The 19,864-nt window shown below is 39.2% G+C and carries 18 protein-coding genes and 1 tRNA gene; 17 read left to right on the plus strand and 2 right to left on the minus strand.

Annotated elements, in window-relative coordinates; translation table 11 throughout:
- The first annotated feature begins 27 nt into the window (after nucleotides 1-27).
- The 5 genes from ACP8HH_RS18875 to spoVT all read left to right on the plus strand — a co-directional run bounded on the left by ACP8HH_RS18875 (nucleotide 28) and on the right by spoVT (nucleotide 5,876).
- Nucleotides 28-666 (plus strand): 50S ribosomal protein L25/general stress protein Ctc, encoded by a 639-nt coding sequence (locus ACP8HH_RS18875; protein WP_438314080.1) that lies wholly within the window; start codon nucleotides 28-30, stop codon nucleotides 664-666.
- Between the two features lie 93 nt (nucleotides 667-759).
- Nucleotides 760-1,326 carry an aminoacyl-tRNA hydrolase gene (gene pth / locus ACP8HH_RS18880; RefSeq protein WP_438314083.1) on the plus strand — a complete coding sequence of 189 codons (567 nt, stop codon included), beginning with the start codon at nucleotides 760-762 and terminating at the stop codon, nucleotides 1,324-1,326.
- A gap of 54 nt (nucleotides 1,327-1,380) precedes the next feature.
- Nucleotides 1,381-1,611, plus strand: a complete 231-nt coding sequence (locus tag ACP8HH_RS18885; RefSeq protein ID WP_438314086.1) for an anti-sigma-F factor Fin — start codon at nucleotides 1,381-1,383, stop codon at nucleotides 1,609-1,611.
- A gap of 101 nt (nucleotides 1,612-1,712) precedes the next feature.
- The gene (gene mfd / locus ACP8HH_RS18890) at nucleotides 1,713-5,246 is read left to right on the plus strand and encodes a transcription-repair coupling factor (protein WP_438314089.1); all 3,534 of its coding nucleotides are present in this window, start codon (nucleotides 1,713-1,715) and stop codon (nucleotides 5,244-5,246) included.
- A gap of 93 nt (nucleotides 5,247-5,339) precedes the next feature.
- On the plus strand, nucleotides 5,340-5,876 hold the full coding sequence (gene spoVT / locus ACP8HH_RS18895) for a stage V sporulation protein T (protein WP_438314092.1): 537 nt from the start codon (nucleotides 5,340-5,342) through the stop codon (nucleotides 5,874-5,876).
- Between the two features lie 72 nt (nucleotides 5,877-5,948).
- Here spoVT and ACP8HH_RS18900 read toward each other — a convergent pair whose 3' ends face one another.
- Nucleotides 5,949-6,122, minus strand: coding sequence for an aspartyl-phosphate phosphatase Spo0E family protein (locus tag ACP8HH_RS18900; protein WP_438314095.1), 174 nt, complete (start codon nucleotides 6,120-6,122; stop codon nucleotides 5,949-5,951).
- Nucleotides 6,123-6,381: 259 nt separating this feature from the next.
- On the opposite strand from ACP8HH_RS18900, the gene ACP8HH_RS18905 reads away from it, so the two are divergent.
- From ACP8HH_RS18905 to ACP8HH_RS18935, 7 genes are all read left to right on the plus strand, one after another.
- Nucleotides 6,382-7,977: a putative polysaccharide biosynthesis protein gene (locus tag ACP8HH_RS18905; RefSeq protein ID WP_438314098.1), complete on the plus strand. Its 1,596-nt coding sequence runs from the start codon at nucleotides 6,382-6,384 to the stop codon at nucleotides 7,975-7,977.
- Between the two features lie 5 nt (nucleotides 7,978-7,982).
- Nucleotides 7,983-9,449, plus strand: coding sequence for a nucleoside triphosphate pyrophosphohydrolase (gene mazG, locus ACP8HH_RS18910; RefSeq protein ID WP_438314101.1), 1,467 nt, complete (start codon nucleotides 7,983-7,985; stop codon nucleotides 9,447-9,449).
- On the plus strand, nucleotides 9,439-9,729 hold the full coding sequence (locus ACP8HH_RS18915; RefSeq protein WP_438314104.1) for an RNA-binding S4 domain-containing protein: 291 nt from the start codon (nucleotides 9,439-9,441) through the stop codon (nucleotides 9,727-9,729). The genes mazG and ACP8HH_RS18915 overlap by 11 nt, the downstream gene beginning before the upstream one ends.
- Before the next feature lie 86 nt (nucleotides 9,730-9,815).
- Nucleotides 9,816-10,112, plus strand: a complete 297-nt coding sequence (gene yabP, locus ACP8HH_RS18920) for a sporulation protein YabP (RefSeq protein WP_438314106.1) — start codon at nucleotides 9,816-9,818, stop codon at nucleotides 10,110-10,112.
- Complete coding sequence (yabQ, locus tag ACP8HH_RS18925; RefSeq protein WP_438314109.1) at nucleotides 10,109-10,576, plus strand: spore cortex biosynthesis protein YabQ; 468 nt, start codon at nucleotides 10,109-10,111, stop codon at nucleotides 10,574-10,576. The genes yabP and yabQ overlap by 4 nt, the downstream gene beginning before the upstream one ends.
- A 54-nt stretch (nucleotides 10,577-10,630) precedes the next feature.
- Nucleotides 10,631-11,023 carry an FtsB family cell division protein gene (locus tag ACP8HH_RS18930; RefSeq protein ID WP_438314112.1) on the plus strand — a complete coding sequence of 131 codons (393 nt, stop codon included), beginning with the start codon at nucleotides 10,631-10,633 and terminating at the stop codon, nucleotides 11,021-11,023.
- Between the two features lie 155 nt (nucleotides 11,024-11,178).
- On the plus strand, nucleotides 11,179-11,607 hold the full coding sequence (locus ACP8HH_RS18935) for a S1 domain-containing RNA-binding protein (RefSeq protein WP_438314115.1): 429 nt from the start codon (nucleotides 11,179-11,181) through the stop codon (nucleotides 11,605-11,607).
- A 551-nt stretch (nucleotides 11,608-12,158) separates the two neighbouring features.
- Here ACP8HH_RS18935 and ACP8HH_RS18940 read toward each other — a convergent pair.
- Nucleotides 12,159-12,232: transfer RNA gene (locus tag ACP8HH_RS18940), tRNA-Met, on the minus strand.
- Nucleotides 12,233-12,421: 189 nt separating this feature from the next.
- On the opposite strand from ACP8HH_RS18940, the gene ACP8HH_RS18945 reads away from it, so the two are divergent.
- From ACP8HH_RS18945 to ACP8HH_RS18965, 5 genes are all read left to right on the plus strand, one after another.
- Complete coding sequence (locus ACP8HH_RS18945) at nucleotides 12,422-14,839, plus strand: SpoIIE family protein phosphatase (RefSeq protein WP_438314118.1); 2,418 nt, start codon at nucleotides 12,422-12,424, stop codon at nucleotides 14,837-14,839.
- Between the two features lie 14 nt (nucleotides 14,840-14,853).
- Nucleotides 14,854-16,257, plus strand: a complete 1,404-nt coding sequence (gene tilS / locus ACP8HH_RS18950; RefSeq protein ID WP_438314121.1) for a tRNA lysidine(34) synthetase TilS — start codon at nucleotides 14,854-14,856, stop codon at nucleotides 16,255-16,257.
- A gap of 33 nt (nucleotides 16,258-16,290) precedes the next feature.
- Entirely contained in the window at nucleotides 16,291-16,833 is a 543-nt protein-coding gene (gene hpt, locus ACP8HH_RS18955) for a hypoxanthine phosphoribosyltransferase (RefSeq protein ID WP_438314124.1), read from the plus strand.
- 132 nt (nucleotides 16,834-16,965) lie between these two features.
- Nucleotides 16,966-18,984 (plus strand): ATP-dependent zinc metalloprotease FtsH, encoded by a 2,019-nt coding sequence (gene ftsH / locus ACP8HH_RS18960; protein ID WP_438314127.1) that lies wholly within the window; start codon nucleotides 16,966-16,968, stop codon nucleotides 18,982-18,984.
- Nucleotides 18,985-19,088: 104 nt separating this feature from the next.
- Nucleotides 19,089-19,853, plus strand: coding sequence for a type III pantothenate kinase (locus ACP8HH_RS18965; RefSeq protein ID WP_438314130.1), 765 nt, complete (start codon nucleotides 19,089-19,091; stop codon nucleotides 19,851-19,853).
- Nucleotides 19,854-19,864 lie beyond the last annotated feature (11 nt).

Below are 19,864 nucleotides of genomic sequence, written 5' to 3' on the forward strand. Positions count from 1 at the left end.
ACTGACCACGAAAGGTGATAAAATAAAATGAGTACTACAATTCAAGCAAAAATCAGAGAAAAAGGTCAACAATCTACATTAACAGACTTAAGAAGTGAGGGTTTCGTACCCGCAGTAGTTTATGGTTACAAAACTGAGGCACTTACAATTACTGTAGACAGCCGTGAATTGTTAAAAACACTTCGCGTAACTGGTCGTAACGGCGTAATGAAATTAGCAGTTGATGGCAAAAAAATTAATGTTGTCCTAAATGATTATCAAGCCGACCCTTTAAAAGGCGATATTCAACATGCAGACTTCCTTGCAATTAACATGACGGAAGAACTTGAAGTTGATGTTCATGTCACTCTTGTTGGTGACTCAGTCGGCGTTAAAGCGGGCGGCGTTATTCAACAGCCAAACTGGGAATTGAAGATCAAAGTTAAACCTTCAGATATTCCTGAAGCAATCGAAGTTGATATTACAACATTGGACATTGGAGAAACAATTACAGTTGCCGATATTCGTGAACAGTCTAAGTTTGAGATTTTAAACGAAGATGAATTTATTCTTGTATTACTTTCTGCTCCACGTACAGAAGAGGAAATGGAAGAACTTGATGCTGAAACTGCTGATACAAGTGTAGATCCAGAAGTTATTGGTGAAGTAAAAGAAGAAGAAAAATAATATAATACATGGCGTACGGGTCTACCGTACGCCTTTTTTCTCTTTTCTCTTTATCTGATAAATGTTCAGACTAACGCAAAAAGGAAGATAAGAATGACGAAAATGATAATTGGTCTAGGTAATCCGGGTAAGCAATATGAGAATACCCGCCATAATGTAGGATTTCGTGTCGTTGATGAACTTTGTGACCGTTTTGGAGCTCCGGCGATGCAATCCAAATTCAATGGGATGTACACGATTCTTCATCGACCTGAGGGGAAAGTAATACTCGTTAAACCTCTCACGTACATGAACCTGTCTGGAGAGTGTGTGCGTCCTTTGATGGATTATTACGAGATTGACTCAGATGAAATTGTCGTTATTTATGATGACTTGGATCTTTCTCCCGGTAGTATTCGATTACGTCAAAAGGGAAGTGCGGGAGGGCATAACGGTATGAAATCCTTACTTGCACATCTGGGTACAGATAAATTTAATAGAATAAGAATTGGTGTCGGAAGACCGGCAAGCGGCATAAAAGTGTCAGATTATGTTCTTTCACCATTTTACAAGGAAGAAGCTTCGGTTATGGCAGATATTATTAAGAAAAGTGCTTCTGCTTGTGAGGCTTGGCTTGATAAGCCTTTTATTGATGTTATGAACAATTTTAATGGCATTTAGGAATAACGAGTGATCATCAAGCCTATACTTTGATAAAAAGGGGCAGATCATTAGATGGCTATTCGTTATAAATGTCGGCATTGCGATACGGAAATTGGTTCACTACCTTTCGAATCTGCCAAGGAGACTTTACAAATGCTTCAAAGGATGGATGAGACGGAAGAAGAACAATTCCTAATGTATGAAAAGGGTGGGGCAGTGACTGTGCGTTGCATATGTGAGCAGTGTGAACAATCACTTGAAAAGTTTCCGAACTATTATACGCTTCGTAAATGGCTTCAATAAGACACATGCTTTGGTGCTGATTAGCATTCAAAGCTTTTTCTGTTTTTTGTTTTAAATGCAATATCTATCAAACTTACTAAACGAAAGAAGGATGTAATGCTTTGGAATCGCTCGTTGATTTACTTTTACAAGAAGATGAGATTAGTGAACTTGTTGGAGACTTAAAGAATGGGAAGGATCGACAACTCATTGCGGGTTTATCAGGTGGTGCAAAGCCGGTTTTGTTTAAGGCGCTCCAAAAGTCATTGCAACAGCCATTCCTAATTGTTTCACCAAATTTGCTGCAGGCCCAACGTACATATGAAGACCTTGTAAAAATGCTCGGTGAATCGAATGTCCATCTTTATCCGGCAGAGGAGCTCATCGCTGCAGACTTTTCATTTTCTAGTTATGAACTACGGGCCCAGCGTATTGAAACAACTGATCATATGGCACGTGTTGGAAAAGGTGTTTATATTACGCCAATTGCTGGTATGAAAAAACTTTTACCAAGTAAAGAAAGTTGGTTAAAAAACCGTTTATCGGCGAAAATAGGAGATACAATAGACATCGTAAAATGGTTGGAAATATTGGTGGGAATGAGTTACACAAGACAACCAATGGTTACCGCTCCTGGTGAGTTTGCTTTACGAGGCGGAATTTTAGATCTTTATCCACTGTACATGGAGGATCCAATTCGAATTGAGTTATTTGACACGGAAATTGATTCAATTCGAACGTTTTCTGCAGATGATCAGCGCTCGATTGAAAAACTAGATTCGGTTTCAATCCTACCTGCATCTGAATTTGTATTGACCACAGACGATATGTTGACGATCGCTGAAAGACTTGAAAGTGAACTTGGCAAGAGTCTGAAAAAAATAAAAAATGAAGAAACGAAAGAACGATTAACTGTAAATGTTTCAAATGATATAAGTCTTATGAAAACGGGTTCCGTACCGGAAAATGTACTGAAATATGTATCCTTTTTGGAAAAGTCTTCATCCTCTCTTGAATCCTACTTTCCATCTGACGGCATTGTAGTATTCGATGAAATTGGTCGAATCACAGAAGTTATGAGCGCGTTGGAAAAGGAAGAGGGAGAGTGGTTTGTTTCAATGCTTGAAGAAGGGAAAATTGTTCACAATGCAAAAGTTTCGTTTTCCTTCGATGAAATAAATAAAATGCTCGTTCAACGTAAAATATATTTATCTTTATTTATACGTACGATACCTGGTATTGTCGTGAAAAAAGCAATTACTTTCTCGTGCAAACCTATGCAACAATTTCAAGGTCAAATGAGTTTATTGAAAAATGAGATGGATCGATGGGTAAATAATAATTTTAGCATCATGGTTATTGCAAATGGAAAAGAACGTATGAAAGATGTACAGGCAATTCTTCAAGACTACGATATGGAATCTACACTATCTAATAATGCACCAAATGTTGGAGGGCTTTTCATTGTCGATGGTGAATTATCTGCGGGGTTTGAACTTCCTTTTCAAAAACTTGCAGTTATAACAGATGCTGAATTATTCAAAGGAAAAGTAAAAAGAAAGTCACGTCCTCAAAAGATGTCTAATGCGGAGAGGATTAAAAGTTACTCCGAAATAAAACCTGGAGACTATATTGTTCACGCACATCATGGAATTGGTCGATTTGTAAGGGTTGAAACTCTTGAGGTAAATGGAAATCATAAGGACTACCTTCACATACGTTATAGTGCTGAAGATAAGTTGTTCGTTCCAGCGGATCAAATCGATCTGATTCAAAAATATGTGGCTTCTGGAGGAAAAGAACCCAAGCTACATAAACTTGGGGGAGTTGCTTGGAAGCGGACAAAGAGTAAAGTTAACGCCGCGGTTAAAGATATTGCAGAAGATCTAATTAAGTTATATGCCGAAAGAGAGTTGGAAAAAGGGCATGCATTTGCGGAAGACGATGATATGCAAATGGCCTTTGAGAATGCCTTTCCCTATGATGAAACTGAGGATCAGCTTAGATCCATTATAGAAATTAAGCAGGATATGGAAAAGATTCGTCCAATGGATAGACTCCTTTGTGGGGATGTAGGTTACGGGAAAACAGAAGTTGCTTTGCGAGCGGCATTTAAAGCTGTAGCAGACGGTAAACAGGCCGCTATTCTTGTACCTACAACAATTTTAGCTCAACAACATTTTGAAACAATGAAAGAGAGATTCGCGGGTTTTCCAGTTGAGATAGCATTATTAAATCGTTTCAGAACCAAAAAACAACAAACGGAATCTTTAAAAGGACTGAAGGCTGGAACAGTTGACGTCGTTGTTGGTACGCACCGCTTACTTTCGAAAGATGTGGCCTACTACGATCTTGGTCTCCTTGTTGTAGACGAAGAGCAACGGTTTGGTGTGACACATAAAGAACGATTAAAGCAATTGAAAACAAATGTTGATGTTTTGACGTTGACAGCAACGCCAATACCGCGCACACTGCATATGTCTATGCTTGGAGTTCGTGATTTGTCAATCATTGAAACACCGCCCGCCAATCGATTTCCAGTCCAAACATATGTAATGGAACATAACTTCTCACTCGTGCGTGAAGCGATTGAGCGGGAAATGGGACGCGGAGGTCAAACGTTCTATTTATATAATCGTGTAGAAGATATGGCACGTCGTGTGGATGAAATTAAGCAGTTAGTTCCTGAAGCACGTGTGGGGTTTGCACATGGTCAAATGAGAGAGTCAGAGCTTGAATCGATTATTTTAAGTTTTCTTGAAGGTGATTATGACGTTCTAGTAACAACAACCATAATTGAAACAGGTATAGACATTCCAAACGTCAATACATTAATCGTTCACGATGCAGATCGCATGGGCCTATCGCAGCTCTACCAACTCCGTGGACGTGTTGGGCGATCAAATCGCGTTGCCTATGCCTATTTCCTTTACCAACGTGACAAGGTGTTAACAGAGGTTGCAGAAAGTCGACTTCAGGCCATAAAAGAATTTACGGAACTAGGATCGGGATTTAAAATTGCAATGCGAGACTTATCCATTCGTGGGGCGGGTAATCTTCTTGGTTCTCAGCAGCATGGATTTATAGATTCAGTAGGTTTCGATCTTTACTCACAAATGTTGCAAGAAGCTATCGAAGAAAGTCAATCCGGTGTTGTTAAATCTGAAATTCCGGACATAGAAATTTCACTTTCAATCGACGCCTACTTACCCGATGAATATATTCGTGATGGTTTTCAAAAAATTCAAATGTATAAACGTGTGAAAGCACTTGATAGTGAAGAGGATTATTCTGAATTAGTTGATGAAATGACGGATCGATTTGGGGATATGCCCTTTGAAGCAGATCTGCTTCTTCGGGTGGCGCGCATGAAAGTTTGGGGTCGTATTGCAGGAGTAGAATCTATTAAAAAACAAAAACCCAAAATTGAAATACGTTTATCACCTGAAGGAACTGCAAAATCAGATGGTGCAAAGCTTGTGACAGAATCAATGGTGTTTGGCCGCGCTGTCGGATTTTCAATGGAAAACAATAGACTTGTTTTAACTGTCGATGAACGACACACTGGGAACAAAACAGGGTTTGATATTTTAGAAGCAATGATGAAATTACTTCCTGCATCTGTTAAGGAAACAACTCCTTTTGATTCCGTCTAAAGGAGTTGTTGCATATTTTGTCCACTTATGAAGCATACTAAGTCAGCAAAGAAGTATGGCTTTTAATTTTGTGGAAAGTGAGGCATCATTTGTATGAAAGCAACAGGAATTGTCCGCAGAATCGATGATTTAGGAAGGGTAGTCATCCCTAAAGAAATTAGGAGGACACTTCGTATTCGTGAAGGGGATCCACTTGAAATCTTTACTGACCGTGATGGCGGGGTCATTTTGAAAAAGTATTCTCCAATATCTGAACTTGGTCAATTTGCCAGAGAATATGCGGAGACGCTATACGAAACGCTAGGCACACCGGCACTTATTAGTGATAGAGATGAAATGATTGCGGTATCAGGCCTTTCGAAAAAGGATTATTTAAACCGTCAGTTGTCCCCTGATGTGGAAGAAGTAATTTCGGGTCGGAAAATCGTCATAGAAAAACTTGAAAATACAGTTGAGTGGGTTCCCGGACAAGTGGAACAAGTCAAATCGTATTGCATCGCGCCGATTGTTACAGGCGGAGATGCAATAGGTGCCGTTTACTTACTTTCGAAAGTTCATTTTGTCGGGGAAACAGAACAGAAAGCGGCAGAAACGGCAGCACATTTTTTAGCAAAACAAATGGAACAATAAAACTAGCCTCTATGAACCGATTTGTTCTCGGTTCAAAGAGGCTAGTTTTTACTTCTTACAACTATAATTAGTTTATTCCCCTCGCGTCTGTATCCCTTGGTAACAATTGAGTAAAGCGTCCAATTCCTTACTACATGCAACCACTATGGGATGTGTGAATCCAAACTGGTTTGCTTTAAAATACATATCCATTTGTTTTAATTCTATATTCTTTAATAATGAATTTATACAATAAATGGTGCTCACCTCTTTCTACTGCTAAAATATATATCAATACTTATATACTTGATGTATATAATAACTATATTACTACAACATCCATACGGTAAAATGTCGAAACTTGTAAGCAATTCAGCAATAAATCAACTTGTCGCTAATTTGTAACATTTACCTGGTATAAAGTATTTAAACCTTGTGATGCTTACATTCCTTTTTTTGAAAAAAGTAAACATTTAATTTCATGTTATAATGGTCCTATCGAATATTTAGGATGGGGAACTTATTTATGGCGGATCAGTGGAATATGAAAACCTTTATGAAGGGGGCGTCCATCCTAACAATTGCCGCGATTATTGTGAAAGTTCTTGGTGCTATTTACAGAGTTCCATTTCAAAATCTTGTTGGTGATGAAGGATTTTATATTTATCAACAGGTTTATCCGTTCATCGGTATTTTTATTGTATGGACGTCGTATGGTTTTTCGGTAGCCGTATCTAAATTACTTGCTGAGAGTACCAGCCGTGGCAAGGATAGATCTTTAATGTATGTGGCATTTATATATCTTGTATTGTTATCAACTTTGTTTTTTGTGCTCTTAACTACTTTCGCGCCCTTTTTTGCCCGTTCAATGGGGGATCCGTATTTGGAATCATTACTTCGAGCAGGAGCTTATATCGTTTTATTTATGCCTGCACTTGCGGTTCTTAAAGGTTCTTTTCAGTCCAAAGGGCAAATGATTCCGGTTGCGGTATCTGGAATAGGCGAGCAGGCCTTTCGAGTAGTAGTAATTCTTGCCGGAACATGGATTGCTGTGAAATCTGGTGCATCATTATACAAAGCTGGTGAGATTGCAATGTGGGGTGCCGTCGTTGGTGAAGCTGCCGGCGTTGTAATTCTAGTCTTGTATTTCAGAAAAGCCTTTGGTGGACCACTTGAAAAAATAAATATTGGACGAGCTATTAAGGAATTAACGCTTGTAAGTTTAAGTGTAAGTGCCAGCTCCCTTATTCTTCTTTTGTTTCAACTTGTTGATTCGTTTACGGTTTTCCAAATTATGTTGTCTAACGGGTTTGTGGAAACCACTGCTATGAAAACGAAGGGTGTTTATGACCGCGGTCAGCCGTTAGTGCAGATGGGGATTTTGATTGCTTCCACACTTGCGCTTGCAATTGTTCCTTTAATCGCACATCATACCGCAAAAAGAAATGGACGCAGTGAAGTACCTTTTATCCGGCTCACGTTTCGAACAGCATTTCTATTTGGTTGGGCTGCGGCGTCGGGTCTGGCCCTAGTCTTACCATATGTTAATGAGATGTTATTTGAGACACGTGACGGATCGCTAGTACTTATTATTTTTGTGTTTCAAGTTTTTTGGCTCTCTTTAATTCTCCCGTTAACCGCGATGCTTCAAGGTGCTGGAAAAGTAATAATACCTGCCGTTTTACTGTTGGGTGGACTTTTAATAAAAGTTTGTTTGAACATAATTCTCGTTCCTTCGTTCAATGTTGCGGGTGCAGCAATTTCCGGAAATGTTGGTTTTGCAGTAATAACAGTTGGCTTGCTTTTATACTTTAAAAAGATATGGCCCATCAAGCTTGCGGAACTGCATTTTTACCGAACGATTATCGGAGCGACGGGTCTAATGTATGTTGTTCTTATACCATGGATGCTCGTTGCGGATCGTTTCCTTTTTAACGGTTTGCATCCTAGAATCGGGGCGACGATTATTTCTTTAACAGCGGTAGTGCTGGGAGCGACTCTTTTTTTAATCGTTATTTTAAAATCACGAATCATGGCAGAAAAAGAATGGTTTCTCTTGCCATTTGGCAAACGACTTGCCAGATTGCAGCTCATACTTATAAAGTCCAAAAAGAAAAGGTGAATGCTATGTTTCCACTAACGATTATCGGTCTTGGAGCGGGTGAACTTGAACAACTGTCCCTCGGAGTCTATCGGAATTTAAAAAAGTCAGATTTTATAATTGCTCGAACGGACCAACACCCAGTAATTGCTGAACTAAGAGCAGAAGGTGTTTTAATTTCGAGTTTTGATGAAATATATGAGGAAAATGATTCATTTCAAAAGGTGTACGAAGAAATTGTTGAGAAGTTGGTAATGTTAAGTGCGGAAAAGCGAGTTACATATGTTGTTCCTGGGCATCCCCTTGTTGCTGAAAAAACCGTACAATTGCTTATTGAAAAAGAACATATGGGCTTAATTGAGTTAGAAGTTGTCGGTGGAAACAGTTTCTTGGATCCGATATTTGCTGCATTACGCATTGATCCGATAGAAGGATTCCAATTGCTCGATGGTACAGATATGAAACGGGACGATGTCAATATGACGCAACACATTTTAATAGGCCAAGTATATGATTCATTTATTGCATCTGAAGTAAAACTTTCCCTTATGGAGAAATATGCATACGACCATCCAATAACAATTGTCACGGCAGCAGGGTCCTCATTTGAAAAAGTATATACTGTTCCTTTATTTGAAATAGACCGCGTTGCAGAAATTGATAATTTAACAACTGTTTATGTGCCCCCTGTCAAAGAATTAGAAGATCGTTTAAAAGATTGGTCTACATTTAGGGCGATTATCGCTGCGCTACGTGCACCAGATGGTTGTCCGTGGGACCGTGAACAGACTCATAGTTCACTAAAGAAGTATATGATTGAGGAAGCGCATGAACTGATTGAAGCGATTGTATCTGAAGATGAAGATGCAATTATTGAGGAACTTGGCGATGTATTATTACAAGTGTTCCTTCATTCGCAAATTGGGGAAGACGATGGCTATTTTTCCATGGAGGATGTGCTTCAAACCCTTGGTGCAAAAATGATTCGACGTCATCCACATATCTTTGGTGATGTTACCGTAGCAAATTCCGATGAAGTTCTTCAAAACTGGCAAACAATAAAAAGTGAAGAAAAGATGCAAAGTGATTCCTTGCTAGATGGGCAAAATCGACATATGTCCTCACTTTTGACTTCGCTTAACTATCAGAAAGAGGCGGCAAAAGTTGGCTTCGATTGGCCTACGATTGAGGGTGCTTTTGATAAATTTGCAGAGGAATGGAAAGAATTTCAACATGAAATTGTTAGTGGATCTGAAGAACGTCAGCTAGATGAACTTGGCGATGTATTGTTTACTGTCGTCAATATTGCTCGGTTTTTAAAACTGTCACCAGAGGAAGCAATGATGCATGCGAATCGGAAGTTCAGAAAACGATTTGCATTTGTTGAAGAAAGTGTAATGAAGCAACGTGGTGCTTTTTTAGACTACACACTTGATGAACTAGAAGCTTTTTGGCAAAAGGCAAAGGGGAAGGAAGATGGATATGAGAATTGATAAATTTTTAAAAGTTTCTCGATTAATTAGACGTAGGACGTTGGCGAAACAAGTCGCAGATCAGGGCAGAATTACAATTAATGACAAAGTAGCTAAAGCATCATCTGTTGTAAAAGAGGGAGACGATTTAGCAATTCGTTTCGGTCAAAAGATTGTTACGGTAAAGATTGATCAAATAAAGAACACGACAAAGAAAGAAGAAGCTGCTTCTCTTTATACAATTCTTAAGGAAGAGATGCTCGAAAGAGTCGAACCTGAATTTATGGATGATGAAGAATAAAAAACATGACAGAGGAAACTCTGTCATGTTTTTTTATGCGCCCGCATAAGATGGCTGTGAACGTACAAGCAAAGGGGGAAATCTATATGCAATTTCAGACGGACAATCCGACGTACGCAATCCCATCTGGGGATCATGTCGTCACAATGCGTAATAGAAAAAGAATGGACCTAACTTCTGTAAAATCAATCGACCGCTTTGATCAGGAAGAATTTCTTATTAGAACATCACAAGGTTTGTTGCAAATACGCGGAGAGGAACTACGCATCGTTCATCTTGATGTCGATAAAGGTCTTCTTACATTGGAAGGTAATGTTAGTACAATCCAATATGATGAAGAAGAGACAGGTTCACGCAACTTCCTCCATAAACTCTTTGGATGAGTTTATCCGTTCAGTTTATTAGTCTTCTTTCAATGATTGGGACGGGCATTGTTGCAGCGGCTTTTATTGATATGATTAAAACCGGTACTTCCCATGCAGGCAGAAAGTCAATAATTAAAAAGTATGCGGTCCTTCTTGAAGTCATTGGTTGGGTTATTGTCGGATGTTGGACCTTCTATATTTTGTTTTTAGTTAGAGATGGAGCTTGGCGTATTTATGATCCATTTGCACAGTTGAGCGGACTTCTACTTTATGTAAGCTTTTTTTATAAACCACTGCGTTTTTTAGGCAGAATTGTTTTAACGCTAGTTATAAGACCGCTGTGGTTTATCCTGCGCTTTATTGGATTGACAGTAAAACAAATTCTCCGTCTTATTTTAAGCGGATTTGCACTCCTTTTCAGACCTTTTGTTAAGTTATACCGTAAGCATTTCAGAAAACTCTTTAAAAAGAGGAAGAAATGAGGTATAATGTATAAACTAACGAAGTGGGTTGTGATATGGAAGGAAGTGTGAGGCATGAAACCAATACAGCAAAGGAAGTCGTTGGCAAACGTGTCATCGATCCAAACTGAATATGTCCGCTCTCTTCATAAGAAAGAGGAGAGGATTCGTGCACGTAAGGTTCGTTTATACCGTCGTTTAGCGGTATATGCGATTGCTGCAATAATCATTCTCGGTACTCTCACGTCTACTTTCTTTAATCAGAAGCAAGCCTTATCAGTAAAAGAACAAAAAGTAGTAGAACTTTTAGCAGAGCTAAAAGTAGTAACGGATGAACAGGAAATGTTGAATAGACAAATAGTGAAACTTAGCGATGATGACTATATTGCCAAGCTCGCACGAAAAAATTACTTCTTATCGGATAAAAATGAAATCATCTTTTCAACACCCGATAAAAAGAAAAAATAGAAAAGAAATAGGACGAAAAAGAGTAGTCTTATTGACACTCTTTTTTTGATGGCTATAATAGAAGTAAGAATCTTGTTATTACAGGACTCATGAATATCAGTTAGAAGGCTTCCAGCGCGGGGCCTGCTTAAATTTTAAGGAGGAGCATTTTTTTTATGTCAATTGAAGTAGGTAGCAAGCTACAGGGTAAAGTAACAGGGATCACAAATTTCGGAGCATTCGTTGAGCTGCCGAACGGTTCGACAGGCTTAGTCCACATCAGTGAAGTTGCGGACAACTATGTCAAAGACATTAATGAGCATTTTAAAGTAGGCGACATGGTTGAAGTAAAAGTGATGAATGTTGGGACAGACGGAAAAATAGGATTGTCAATCAGGAAAGCAAAACCTGAATCCGAACGTCCTGAACGACCACAACGCCCACAACGTCCTCGTCAAGGTCAGGGTGGACGTCCTATGATTGAACGCCCAGAAAACTTCGAACAGAAGATGGCACGATTCATGAAAGACAGCGAAGAACGTCTCACGACTTTAAAGAGAGCTACAGAATCTAAACGTGGCGGCCGTGGCTCTAAAAGAGGGTAACTTGCTAGCTGTTTCAATTATAGAAAAACTACAATATAGAAAAGCGACGGACAAAGGAGAGTATCCTAGTCTGTCGCTTTTCCTATTAAGAGATTTATGTAATTTGAAAGAACTTTATGTTTGGTGTAAATTAGAGTGCTTTACAATAAGAAAAACAAAGTCAAGACAGGTGCCTCTTGATCTTGTTTTTGTCTTTTGGTATATATGAGAACGCTGCACGATAAGAAAAAAAGATATTTCAATATTAGTGCCTATTGAAATATCTTTTGTCTTCAGTTTTTTAGCATATATCAAAACGCTGTGCGTTAAGGAATAAGAAATATCAATACAGGTACCTATTGATGTTTCTTATTCCTTTGATATATATCAAAACACTTTACGAAAAGGAAAAAATTAATATCAAGACAAGTACCTCTTGATATTAATTTTATCTTTAGCATATATCAAAACGCTGTAGGGTAAGGAACAAGAAATATCAATACAGGTACCTATTGATATTTCTTGTTCCTTTGATATATATCAAAACACTTTGTGTTTTGAATATATCTAAATAGCGGCGGAGGGATTCGAACCCCCGACTTTACGGGTATGAACCGGACGCTCTAGCCAGCTGAGCTACGCCGCTGTGGTTGTTGTTAATTTGATAACAATCTACATATTACATGTGAACGTAATATGTGTCAACTAGATCTTTAAAAGAAGAAATGTTCGGAAAGAGTCGAAAGATTTTGTTTCTTCATCGTCATGAACAGACATTTTCTTGTACTTCGTCTATGTATACTCAGATGTACGTTGACATAAGGGGGTACGCAAAATGAAGTTGTCAAGTAATATGGAAGGTCCATTTGTTCAGTCGATACGTATGTATATTGAGACCATTGGAAGAAAGAAAATGCATATTATTGTTACGCTGTTTTTTCTCTTCGGCTCGTTTTTTTTATCGCAAGCGGTATTGTTCGATGCAGCGGTGCCGTTTTTTCTACCAGTTTGGGCACTTGCACGTGCACGTTTTAGAAAACAGCTCATATGGGTATTTATTGGGGGAATGACTGGCAGTGTCTTTCTGGGGGTTGGACAAGCCGTCATTCATCTCTTGCAATTATTATTATTTAATGCAGTAATTCGATATCCGTTCGCAAGAAAATCAGTTCCTTTTACTGTCATCAGCTCGATTTTTATTGTCCAAGTGTTGTGGCAATTGGTGGCTTATGCGGGTAAAATCCCGATGGAAGTTCAATTATTTATTGGTTTTGAAGTTATCTTGGCCTTTTTTATGACATTTTTTTTGTTTATCGCTTTTCCACAAGCGGACCGAATCTTCTTTGGTCAATGGACACCTGAACGACTCAGAGCAGCGTGCATTATTGGGGCACTTGCGGTAACTGGAATGAAAGCCATTGTTATTGGAAATATATCTATTGCGGGTGTTCTTATTCACTTGGCGATTCTATTAGCTGCGATGGCGGGAGGTTTGCCATTTTCAACAACGGTCGCTATGATTATCGCTGCAGTTATTGGAATTGCGGAATTGTCATTTACAGGAATGATGGCTGTTTATGGAATGACTGGTTTTTTTGCGGGCGCATTTCGACGGTTCGGAAAAATAGGGATCGCTTCAGGTGCATTATCCGTTTCAATTTTCTTTTTTATGTACGACTTAACATTACCGTTAGATATCACACATTTTGTTACAATCGCTACAGCGACAGTTCTTTTTTTATTAATTCCCACGAAGAAGATTGAACCACTTAAGGACGTTTTTTTCCCAAGCAACTCAGAAGTTGCAGAAAAACGCCAACAATGGGTAGCTGAGCGTTTTGATGAACAACTCTCAGACTTTCAACAATTTGCTGAGTTTATGTCGACTTTGGTAGGTGGTCGTTTTTCCGAGGAGAAGGGTTTAACAGAAAATGAATTTCCAATAACGCCGATGATTTGTCAATCGTGTTTTCGATATTCAAGATGCTGGGAAAGCTCTGATAACGATATGGAACGTCTTATTAATGAGTGGGAGGTAACCTATTCGTTGACCAAAAAGGCTGCACGTCATAGAGTTGAAGAAAAAATCAAGTACAAATGCATTCGTTTCCCTGGACTCGCAGCTGAACTGGAAGAGCAATCAACTACCCGGTTGTTGAGTGGACAACTCCAACATGGTAGAAAAATGCTTGCATTGCAGTTAAGAGATATGAGTACACATCTTGATAAAATTATGAACGAAATTAAAGAGGACTTGTCTGTCTATCGGCCTGTTGAAGAAGAACTAGCAAAACGATTTCTTGAAAAAGGAATTGAATACTTTCAAATTGATGTATTGTCAGGGGCAAGGGGCGCACGTCGGATTGTTTGTTGTTTACCTGAGAAGAGATCTGATTTTGAAACCGATACAACTATTGCTGAACGATTCATTTTGCCTGTGCTTGAAGAGATGTATGAAGAACCGTTTCGAGTAGTTCGTTCAGTAATTAAAAAGGACCCATTTCCACATATTCGACTTACGCTTGGCTCCGCCGTTAGATTTTCATTGGATTACGGCATTGTGGCCACCTCAGGTGAAAAAGCATTCCATGCTGGAGATGCATATGAAGTATTCCCAATTCATGATGGTTTGACTGCGGTTTTATTATCAGACGGAATGGGTCAGGATATCAATGCATATCGTGAAAGTAGAAAAGTAATACGCTTAATGAGAGAATGTTTAGATCGTAAGATGAATCCAGAGACGGCTATGCATACGCTCCATTATATGATGTCGTTAAACGGACTTGATGATATGTATGCGACACTCGATCTTGCGCTGGTTGACTTACAAGATGGTCGGCTTTGGTCATGGAAGGCTGGTTCCATGAGTACGTATATTAAACGTGGAAATGACTTTTTAAGACTAGATAGTCAATCGGTTCCTGTAGGGTTTTTACCATCCTTCTCTGTAGAGGCGAAAAACGAGGATCTCAAATCGGGCGATATTTTAGTCATGATGACGGATGGTATGTTTCAGGGTGATGTATCCCTCGAAGAGCAAGAAAAAACTTTATATGGAACATTGGGTAGGTATGGTCATTTGGACTGTGAAAAGATTGCAGATCGGATTATGAGTGAAATGGAGCGGCGTTACCGTGCGGTAGATGATGACCGAACTGTACTTGTTATAAAGATTAATCACGTACTTCCTGAGTGGTCGAGCATTTCACCTTATGAACAACTAAACAAGAAAGAAAAGATGACAAGATGAAGGTTGGTGTAACAATGAATAAATTCGACGAGACTATTTTACGTTTCATCATAAAAGAATCTCTAATCCCCGAAGGCAGTAGAGTACTTATAGCGTGTTCCGGTGGTGTAGATTCAGTAGTACTGCTGCATTTCATAGCTATGAATCGTGTAAGATTGGGCGTTGATGTTGCAGCTATCCATGTAGACCATATGCTGAGGGGGGAAGAGTCTGAAGAAGATGGTACTTTTGTTAGCCAACTTTGCGATGCTTATGGAATCCCGTTTTTCGGAAGACGTATTGCGATACCCGAAATCATCCTAAAAGATGGTGGGAATATGCAAGCTGTTTGTCGTGAAGAAAGATACTCATTCTTTTCCGAAATTATGCTTACAAAGAAATATGATGTACTGGCAACCGCACATCACGGAGAAGACCAGCTTGAAACAGTACTGATGCAAGTGACAAAGGGAAATATTCCTAAAGGGATGCCTATGAAGCGTAAAATTAATGGAGGGGTCCTTATCCGACCATTCCTCCCGGCCGTTAAAGGATCTCTTTATTCTTATGCGACAGAAAAGAATTTAGCATTTCGTGAAGATCCAAGTAATATGAGTGCTGCTTATATGCGAAATCGTTTTAGACAGCAAGTTCTCCCTTTTATTATATCTGAAAACCCCACAGTCTCAGAAAACACACTTACTATGACTAGAAAACTGGCAGATGATGATGCACTGCTGAAGACGTTAGCAAAAGAGCAGTTTGATAAGATTGTTGAATTTACAGAACAGGGACTTCCTTCTATTGACGGAGATGCATTTATTGGCATGCCAAATTCTTTACAACGGCGAGTAATTACACTACTATTGAATTATCTTTATGATAATAAAAATGTGCTTGTAGAATACAAATATGGACTGATTGAACAGCTACAGGATCAGCTAACATCGCAAGTGGGAAACATTTCAATTGACTTGCCACTTGGTTACAAATTCTTGAGAGAATATGGTCACTTGACATTCGTTAAAGGAAATACAGTACCGCAATCGGATGTTTCCAAAACATTGCCGAAAGGGGAACGGATTCCTTGGGGGAATGGCGAATGGCTATACTGGACAGAAGTTGATGAAGTGGATTCATGTTTGCTTACTAATGTAGTTGACGTAATGTATTTTAATTTACCTGAGAGCGCCCTTCCCTTACATGTAAGGCATCGTAAGGAAGGTGATCGTATGTTGTTGCCGGGGATGTCTCATCCAAAACGTTTGTCGAGGTTATTCATTGACGAAAAGATTGGAAAGTCTGAGCGTCTAAGTCTGCCGGTTCTTGTAACAGCACAAGATGAAGTATGTGCTGTGCCTGGGCTACGTTACGGTACCGCTTTTGTGCGGGATCTTACTGCTGCGGACAAATACATATTCGTATTGGGGAAGAAATAATTTATGTATGTGAATAACAAAGGAGGAATTCTAATGCTCTCTAAGGATATTGAAGAAATATTAATCTCAGAAGAGGAAATCCAAGCCAAAGTAAATGAGCTTGGTAGTTTACTTACGGAAGAATATAAAGATAAATTCCCGCTTGCAATTGGTGTCCTAAAAGGAGCATTGCCTTTTATGAGCGACCTTATTAAACGTGTTGACGCCTATATTGAACTTGATTTTATGGATGTTTCAAGTTATGGCAATGCAACAGTTTCATCAGGTGAAGTAAAAATCGTAAAAGATTTGAACACAAGTGTAGAAGGTCGTGATGTTCTAATTATTGAGGACATTATTGACAGTGGGAAAACATTAAGTTATTTAGTTGACTTAATGAAATACCGAAAAGCAAATTCCATCAAAATTGTAACTCTCCTTGATAAGCCGACAGGCCGGAAAGTTGATTTGAAGGCAGATTACATCGGTTTTGTCGTACCGGATGCATTTGTCGTCGGGTATGGACTAGATTACGCAGAGAAATACAGAAACTTACCTTATATCGGTGTACTTAAAAAGGAAATTTACTCTTTTTAATAGCTTTCCGATCACCCTTTAACCCGGTTGGTAGAAAGCTCTTTCCGACAAGGCATTTTTATTGTAGGTTGAAACTTATCTATGATAAGATTTAAAATAGTTTTCTGTTTAATGATATGAGGAGGCTCTTGGATGAATCGAATACTTCGATACTTTTTATTATACGGACTAATATTTCTAGCAATTGTAGGGATTTTTGGTTCACTAAACAACACAGACTCAAAGACAAAGCCAATTACTTATGCTGAGTTTAAAACTGCATTGGAAGAAGGAAATGTTACCAATGCAACGTTACAGCCAGACCAGCTTGTTTATGAAGTAAGAGGTGAAATGAAAGGCTATGAGGAAGGCGAAACGTATGTTACCAATATTCCTCAAAATAACGAAACACTTTTAAACTATATCGAAACTAAAACGAAAATGAAATATGAAAAGGCTCCTAAACCAAGTGCTCTTGTATCCTTTTTCACAGGACTTGTCCCTTTTATAATCATCTTCATTTTGTTTTTCTTCCTACTTAACCAGTCGCAAGGTGGCGGCGGTGGTAAGGTTATGAACTTCGGTAAAAGTAAAGCGAAGCTTCACACTGATGATAGAAAGAAAGTTAGTTTTGACGATGTCGCGGGAGCGGATGAAGAAAAAGCCGAACTCGTTGAGGTTGTAGACTTTCTGAAAGATTCACGTAAATATGTTGAAGTAGGAGCACGTATTCCACAAGGTATTCTTCTAGTCGGACCTCCTGGTACAGGTAAAACATTACTTGCACGTGCCGTTGCGGGTGAAGCTGGCGTACCATTCTTCTCAATTTCTGGATCGGATTTTGTGGAAATGTTTGTTGGGGTTGGAGCATCTCGTGTTCGCGACTTGTTCGAAAACGCGAAAAAGAATGCACCTTGTATTATCTTTATTGATGAAATCGACGCAGTTGGTCGTCAACGTGGGGCAGGTCTTGGTGGCGGTCACGATGAGCGTGAACAAACGCTTAACCAACTTCTTGTTGAAATGGATGGTTTCGGTGAAAACGAAGGCGTAATTATTATTGCTGCCACGAACCGACCAGATATTCTTGACCCAGCACTTCTTCGCCCTGGTCGTTTTGACCGTCAAATTACAGTCGGCAGACCAGATGTAAAAGGTAGAGAAGCGGTACTTAAAGTACATGCACGTAATAAGCCTTTTGACGACTCTGTAAATTTAAAGGCGCTTGCACAGCGTACTCCTGGATTTTCGGGTGCTGAACTTGAGAACTTATTGAACGAATCAGCTCTTGTAGCCGCGCGACGTAACAAATTAAAAATAGATATGTCTGATATTGATGAAGCAACGGACCGTGTAATTGCGGGCCCTGCTAAGACAAGTCGAGTAATTTCCGTGAAAGAAAGAAATATTGTTGCATTCCATGAAGCGGGTCATGTTGTTATTGGTTTGGTGCTTGATGAAGCAGACATCGTTCATAAAGTAACAATTGTTCCTCGTGGTCAAGCAGGCGGTTATGCTGTTATGCTTCCAAAAGAAGATCGATACTTTATGACTAAGCCAGAACTTCTTGATAAGATTTCCGGACTCCTTGGAGGACGTGTTGCTGAAGAGATTGCTCTTGGTGAAGTTTCTACTGGTGCACATAACGACTTCCAACGTGCAACTGGTATTGCCCGTTCTATGGTAACGGAGTATGGAATGAGTGATAAGCTCGGTCCGTTACAGTTTGGTCAATCTCAAGGGCAAGTGTTCCTTGGCAGAGACTTCAATTCAGAGCAAAACTATTCTGAGACGATTGCTTATGAAATTGATTCAGAAATGCAACGTATCATTAAAGAGCAGTACGCTCGAACACACAAAATTCTTACAGAAAATAGAGAACTTCTAAACTTGATTGCGACGACACTTCTAGAAGTTGAAACGCTCGACGCTGAACAAATCAATCATTTGAAAGATCATGGTATATTGCCTGAACGTTCGTATGATAATAACAGCGACGATACAAATAATATATCTGTAAATCTTGATAAAAAGGAAGACGCTACAGAAGAAAATGGGTTTAAGATTCCTGATGTTACAGGTGCACCTTCAGACCCTTCAATTGGCGATTTGCCGAAGAAGTCTGGACCGACACCTCGACCGAATTCGATTCAAGAAGAACGTAAAGATTAATTAATGATAGAACCGTCTGTTTCTTTCGAGCAGACGGTTCTTTTTCTTTATCTTTTTGTGGTATGATATGTTGGAAAATGTCAAAGTTAGCGAGGTAGTTATAAATGATATTAGTGATGGATACTGGAAATACAAACATCGTTTTAGGTGTATACGAGAAGGGTCAATTAAAGCATCATTGGCGCATGGAAACGTATCGGCATAAAACGGAAGACGAGTATGCGATGCAAGTGAAATCATTCTTTGCGCACGTAGGTTTAACTTTCGATGATGTGAACGGCATCATTATATCATCCGTTGTACCACCCGTTATGTTTCCTTTGGAGCAAATGTGTAGAAAATATTTTAATCAAAAACCACTTATTGTAGGGCCTGGAATAAAAACAGGTTTGAATATTAGATATGAAAACCCTCGAGAAGTGGGTGCAGATCGTATTGTTAACGCGGTTGCTGCAATCCACGAATACCAAAGTCCACTAATAATAGTCGACTTTGGCACGGCAACCACATATTGTTATGTAACTGGCAAGGGTGAATACATGGGTGGAGCAATTGCGCCCGGAATTGGAATATCGATGGAGGCTTTATTTGACCGAGCATCCAAACTACCACGCATTGAACTTGCTCGGCCTGAAAGTGTTATTGGGAAGAATACTGTAGCTGCAATGCAAGCGGGGATTATTTACGGCTATGTAGGACAAGTTGAAGGAATAGTGGCCCGTATGAAAGCACAAAGCGAAGAGGAACCTACTGTTATTGCTACAGGCGGCCTTGCAGATCTTATTGCCAGTGAAACAACAGTAATAGACTATGTAGACAACTTTCTTACACTAAAAGGTTTGAATTTAATTTATGAGAGAAATATATAAGGTACAACCCC

This window comes from Sporosarcina sp. FA9, assembly GCF_051550205.1.
GTDB lineage: Bacteria > Bacillota > Bacilli > Bacillales_A > Planococcaceae > Sporosarcina.

Bases quoted from the DNA above. Each gene is read 5' to 3' on its own strand.
- ACP8HH_RS18875 (WP_438314080.1), top strand. From the start codon at position 28: ATGAGTACTACAATTCAAGCAAAAATCAGAGAAAAAGGTCAACAATCT.
- pth (WP_438314083.1), top strand. From the start codon at position 760: ATGACGAAAATGATAATTGGTCTAGGTAATCCGGGTAAGCAATATGAG.
- ACP8HH_RS18965 (WP_438314130.1), top strand. From the start codon at position 19,089: ATGATATTAGTGATGGATACTGGAAATACAAACATCGTTTTAGGTGTA.
- hpt (WP_438314124.1), top strand. From the start codon at position 16,291: ATGCTCTCTAAGGATATTGAAGAAATATTAATCTCAGAAGAGGAAATC.
- ACP8HH_RS18945 (WP_438314118.1), top strand. From the start codon at position 12,422: ATGAAGTTGTCAAGTAATATGGAAGGTCCATTTGTTCAGTCGATACGT.
- ACP8HH_RS18935 (WP_438314115.1), top strand. From the start codon at position 11,179: ATGTCAATTGAAGTAGGTAGCAAGCTACAGGGTAAAGTAACAGGGATC.
- yabP (WP_438314106.1), top strand. From the start codon at position 9,816: ATGCAATTTCAGACGGACAATCCGACGTACGCAATCCCATCTGGGGAT.
- tilS (WP_438314121.1), top strand. From the start codon at position 14,854: ATGAATAAATTCGACGAGACTATTTTACGTTTCATCATAAAAGAATCT.
- mazG (WP_438314101.1), top strand. From the start codon at position 7,983: ATGTTTCCACTAACGATTATCGGTCTTGGAGCGGGTGAACTTGAACAA.
- ACP8HH_RS18915 (WP_438314104.1), top strand. From the start codon at position 9,439: ATGAGAATTGATAAATTTTTAAAAGTTTCTCGATTAATTAGACGTAGG.
- ACP8HH_RS18930 (WP_438314112.1), top strand. From the start codon at position 10,631: ATGAAACCAATACAGCAAAGGAAGTCGTTGGCAAACGTGTCATCGATC.
- yabQ (WP_438314109.1), top strand. From the start codon at position 10,109: ATGAGTTTATCCGTTCAGTTTATTAGTCTTCTTTCAATGATTGGGACG.
- ftsH (WP_438314127.1), top strand. From the start codon at position 16,966: ATGAATCGAATACTTCGATACTTTTTATTATACGGACTAATATTTCTA.
- spoVT (WP_438314092.1), top strand. From the start codon at position 5,340: ATGAAAGCAACAGGAATTGTCCGCAGAATCGATGATTTAGGAAGGGTA.
- ACP8HH_RS18905 (WP_438314098.1), top strand. From the start codon at position 6,382: ATGGCGGATCAGTGGAATATGAAAACCTTTATGAAGGGGGCGTCCATC.
- ACP8HH_RS18885 (WP_438314086.1), top strand. From the start codon at position 1,381: ATGGCTATTCGTTATAAATGTCGGCATTGCGATACGGAAATTGGTTCA.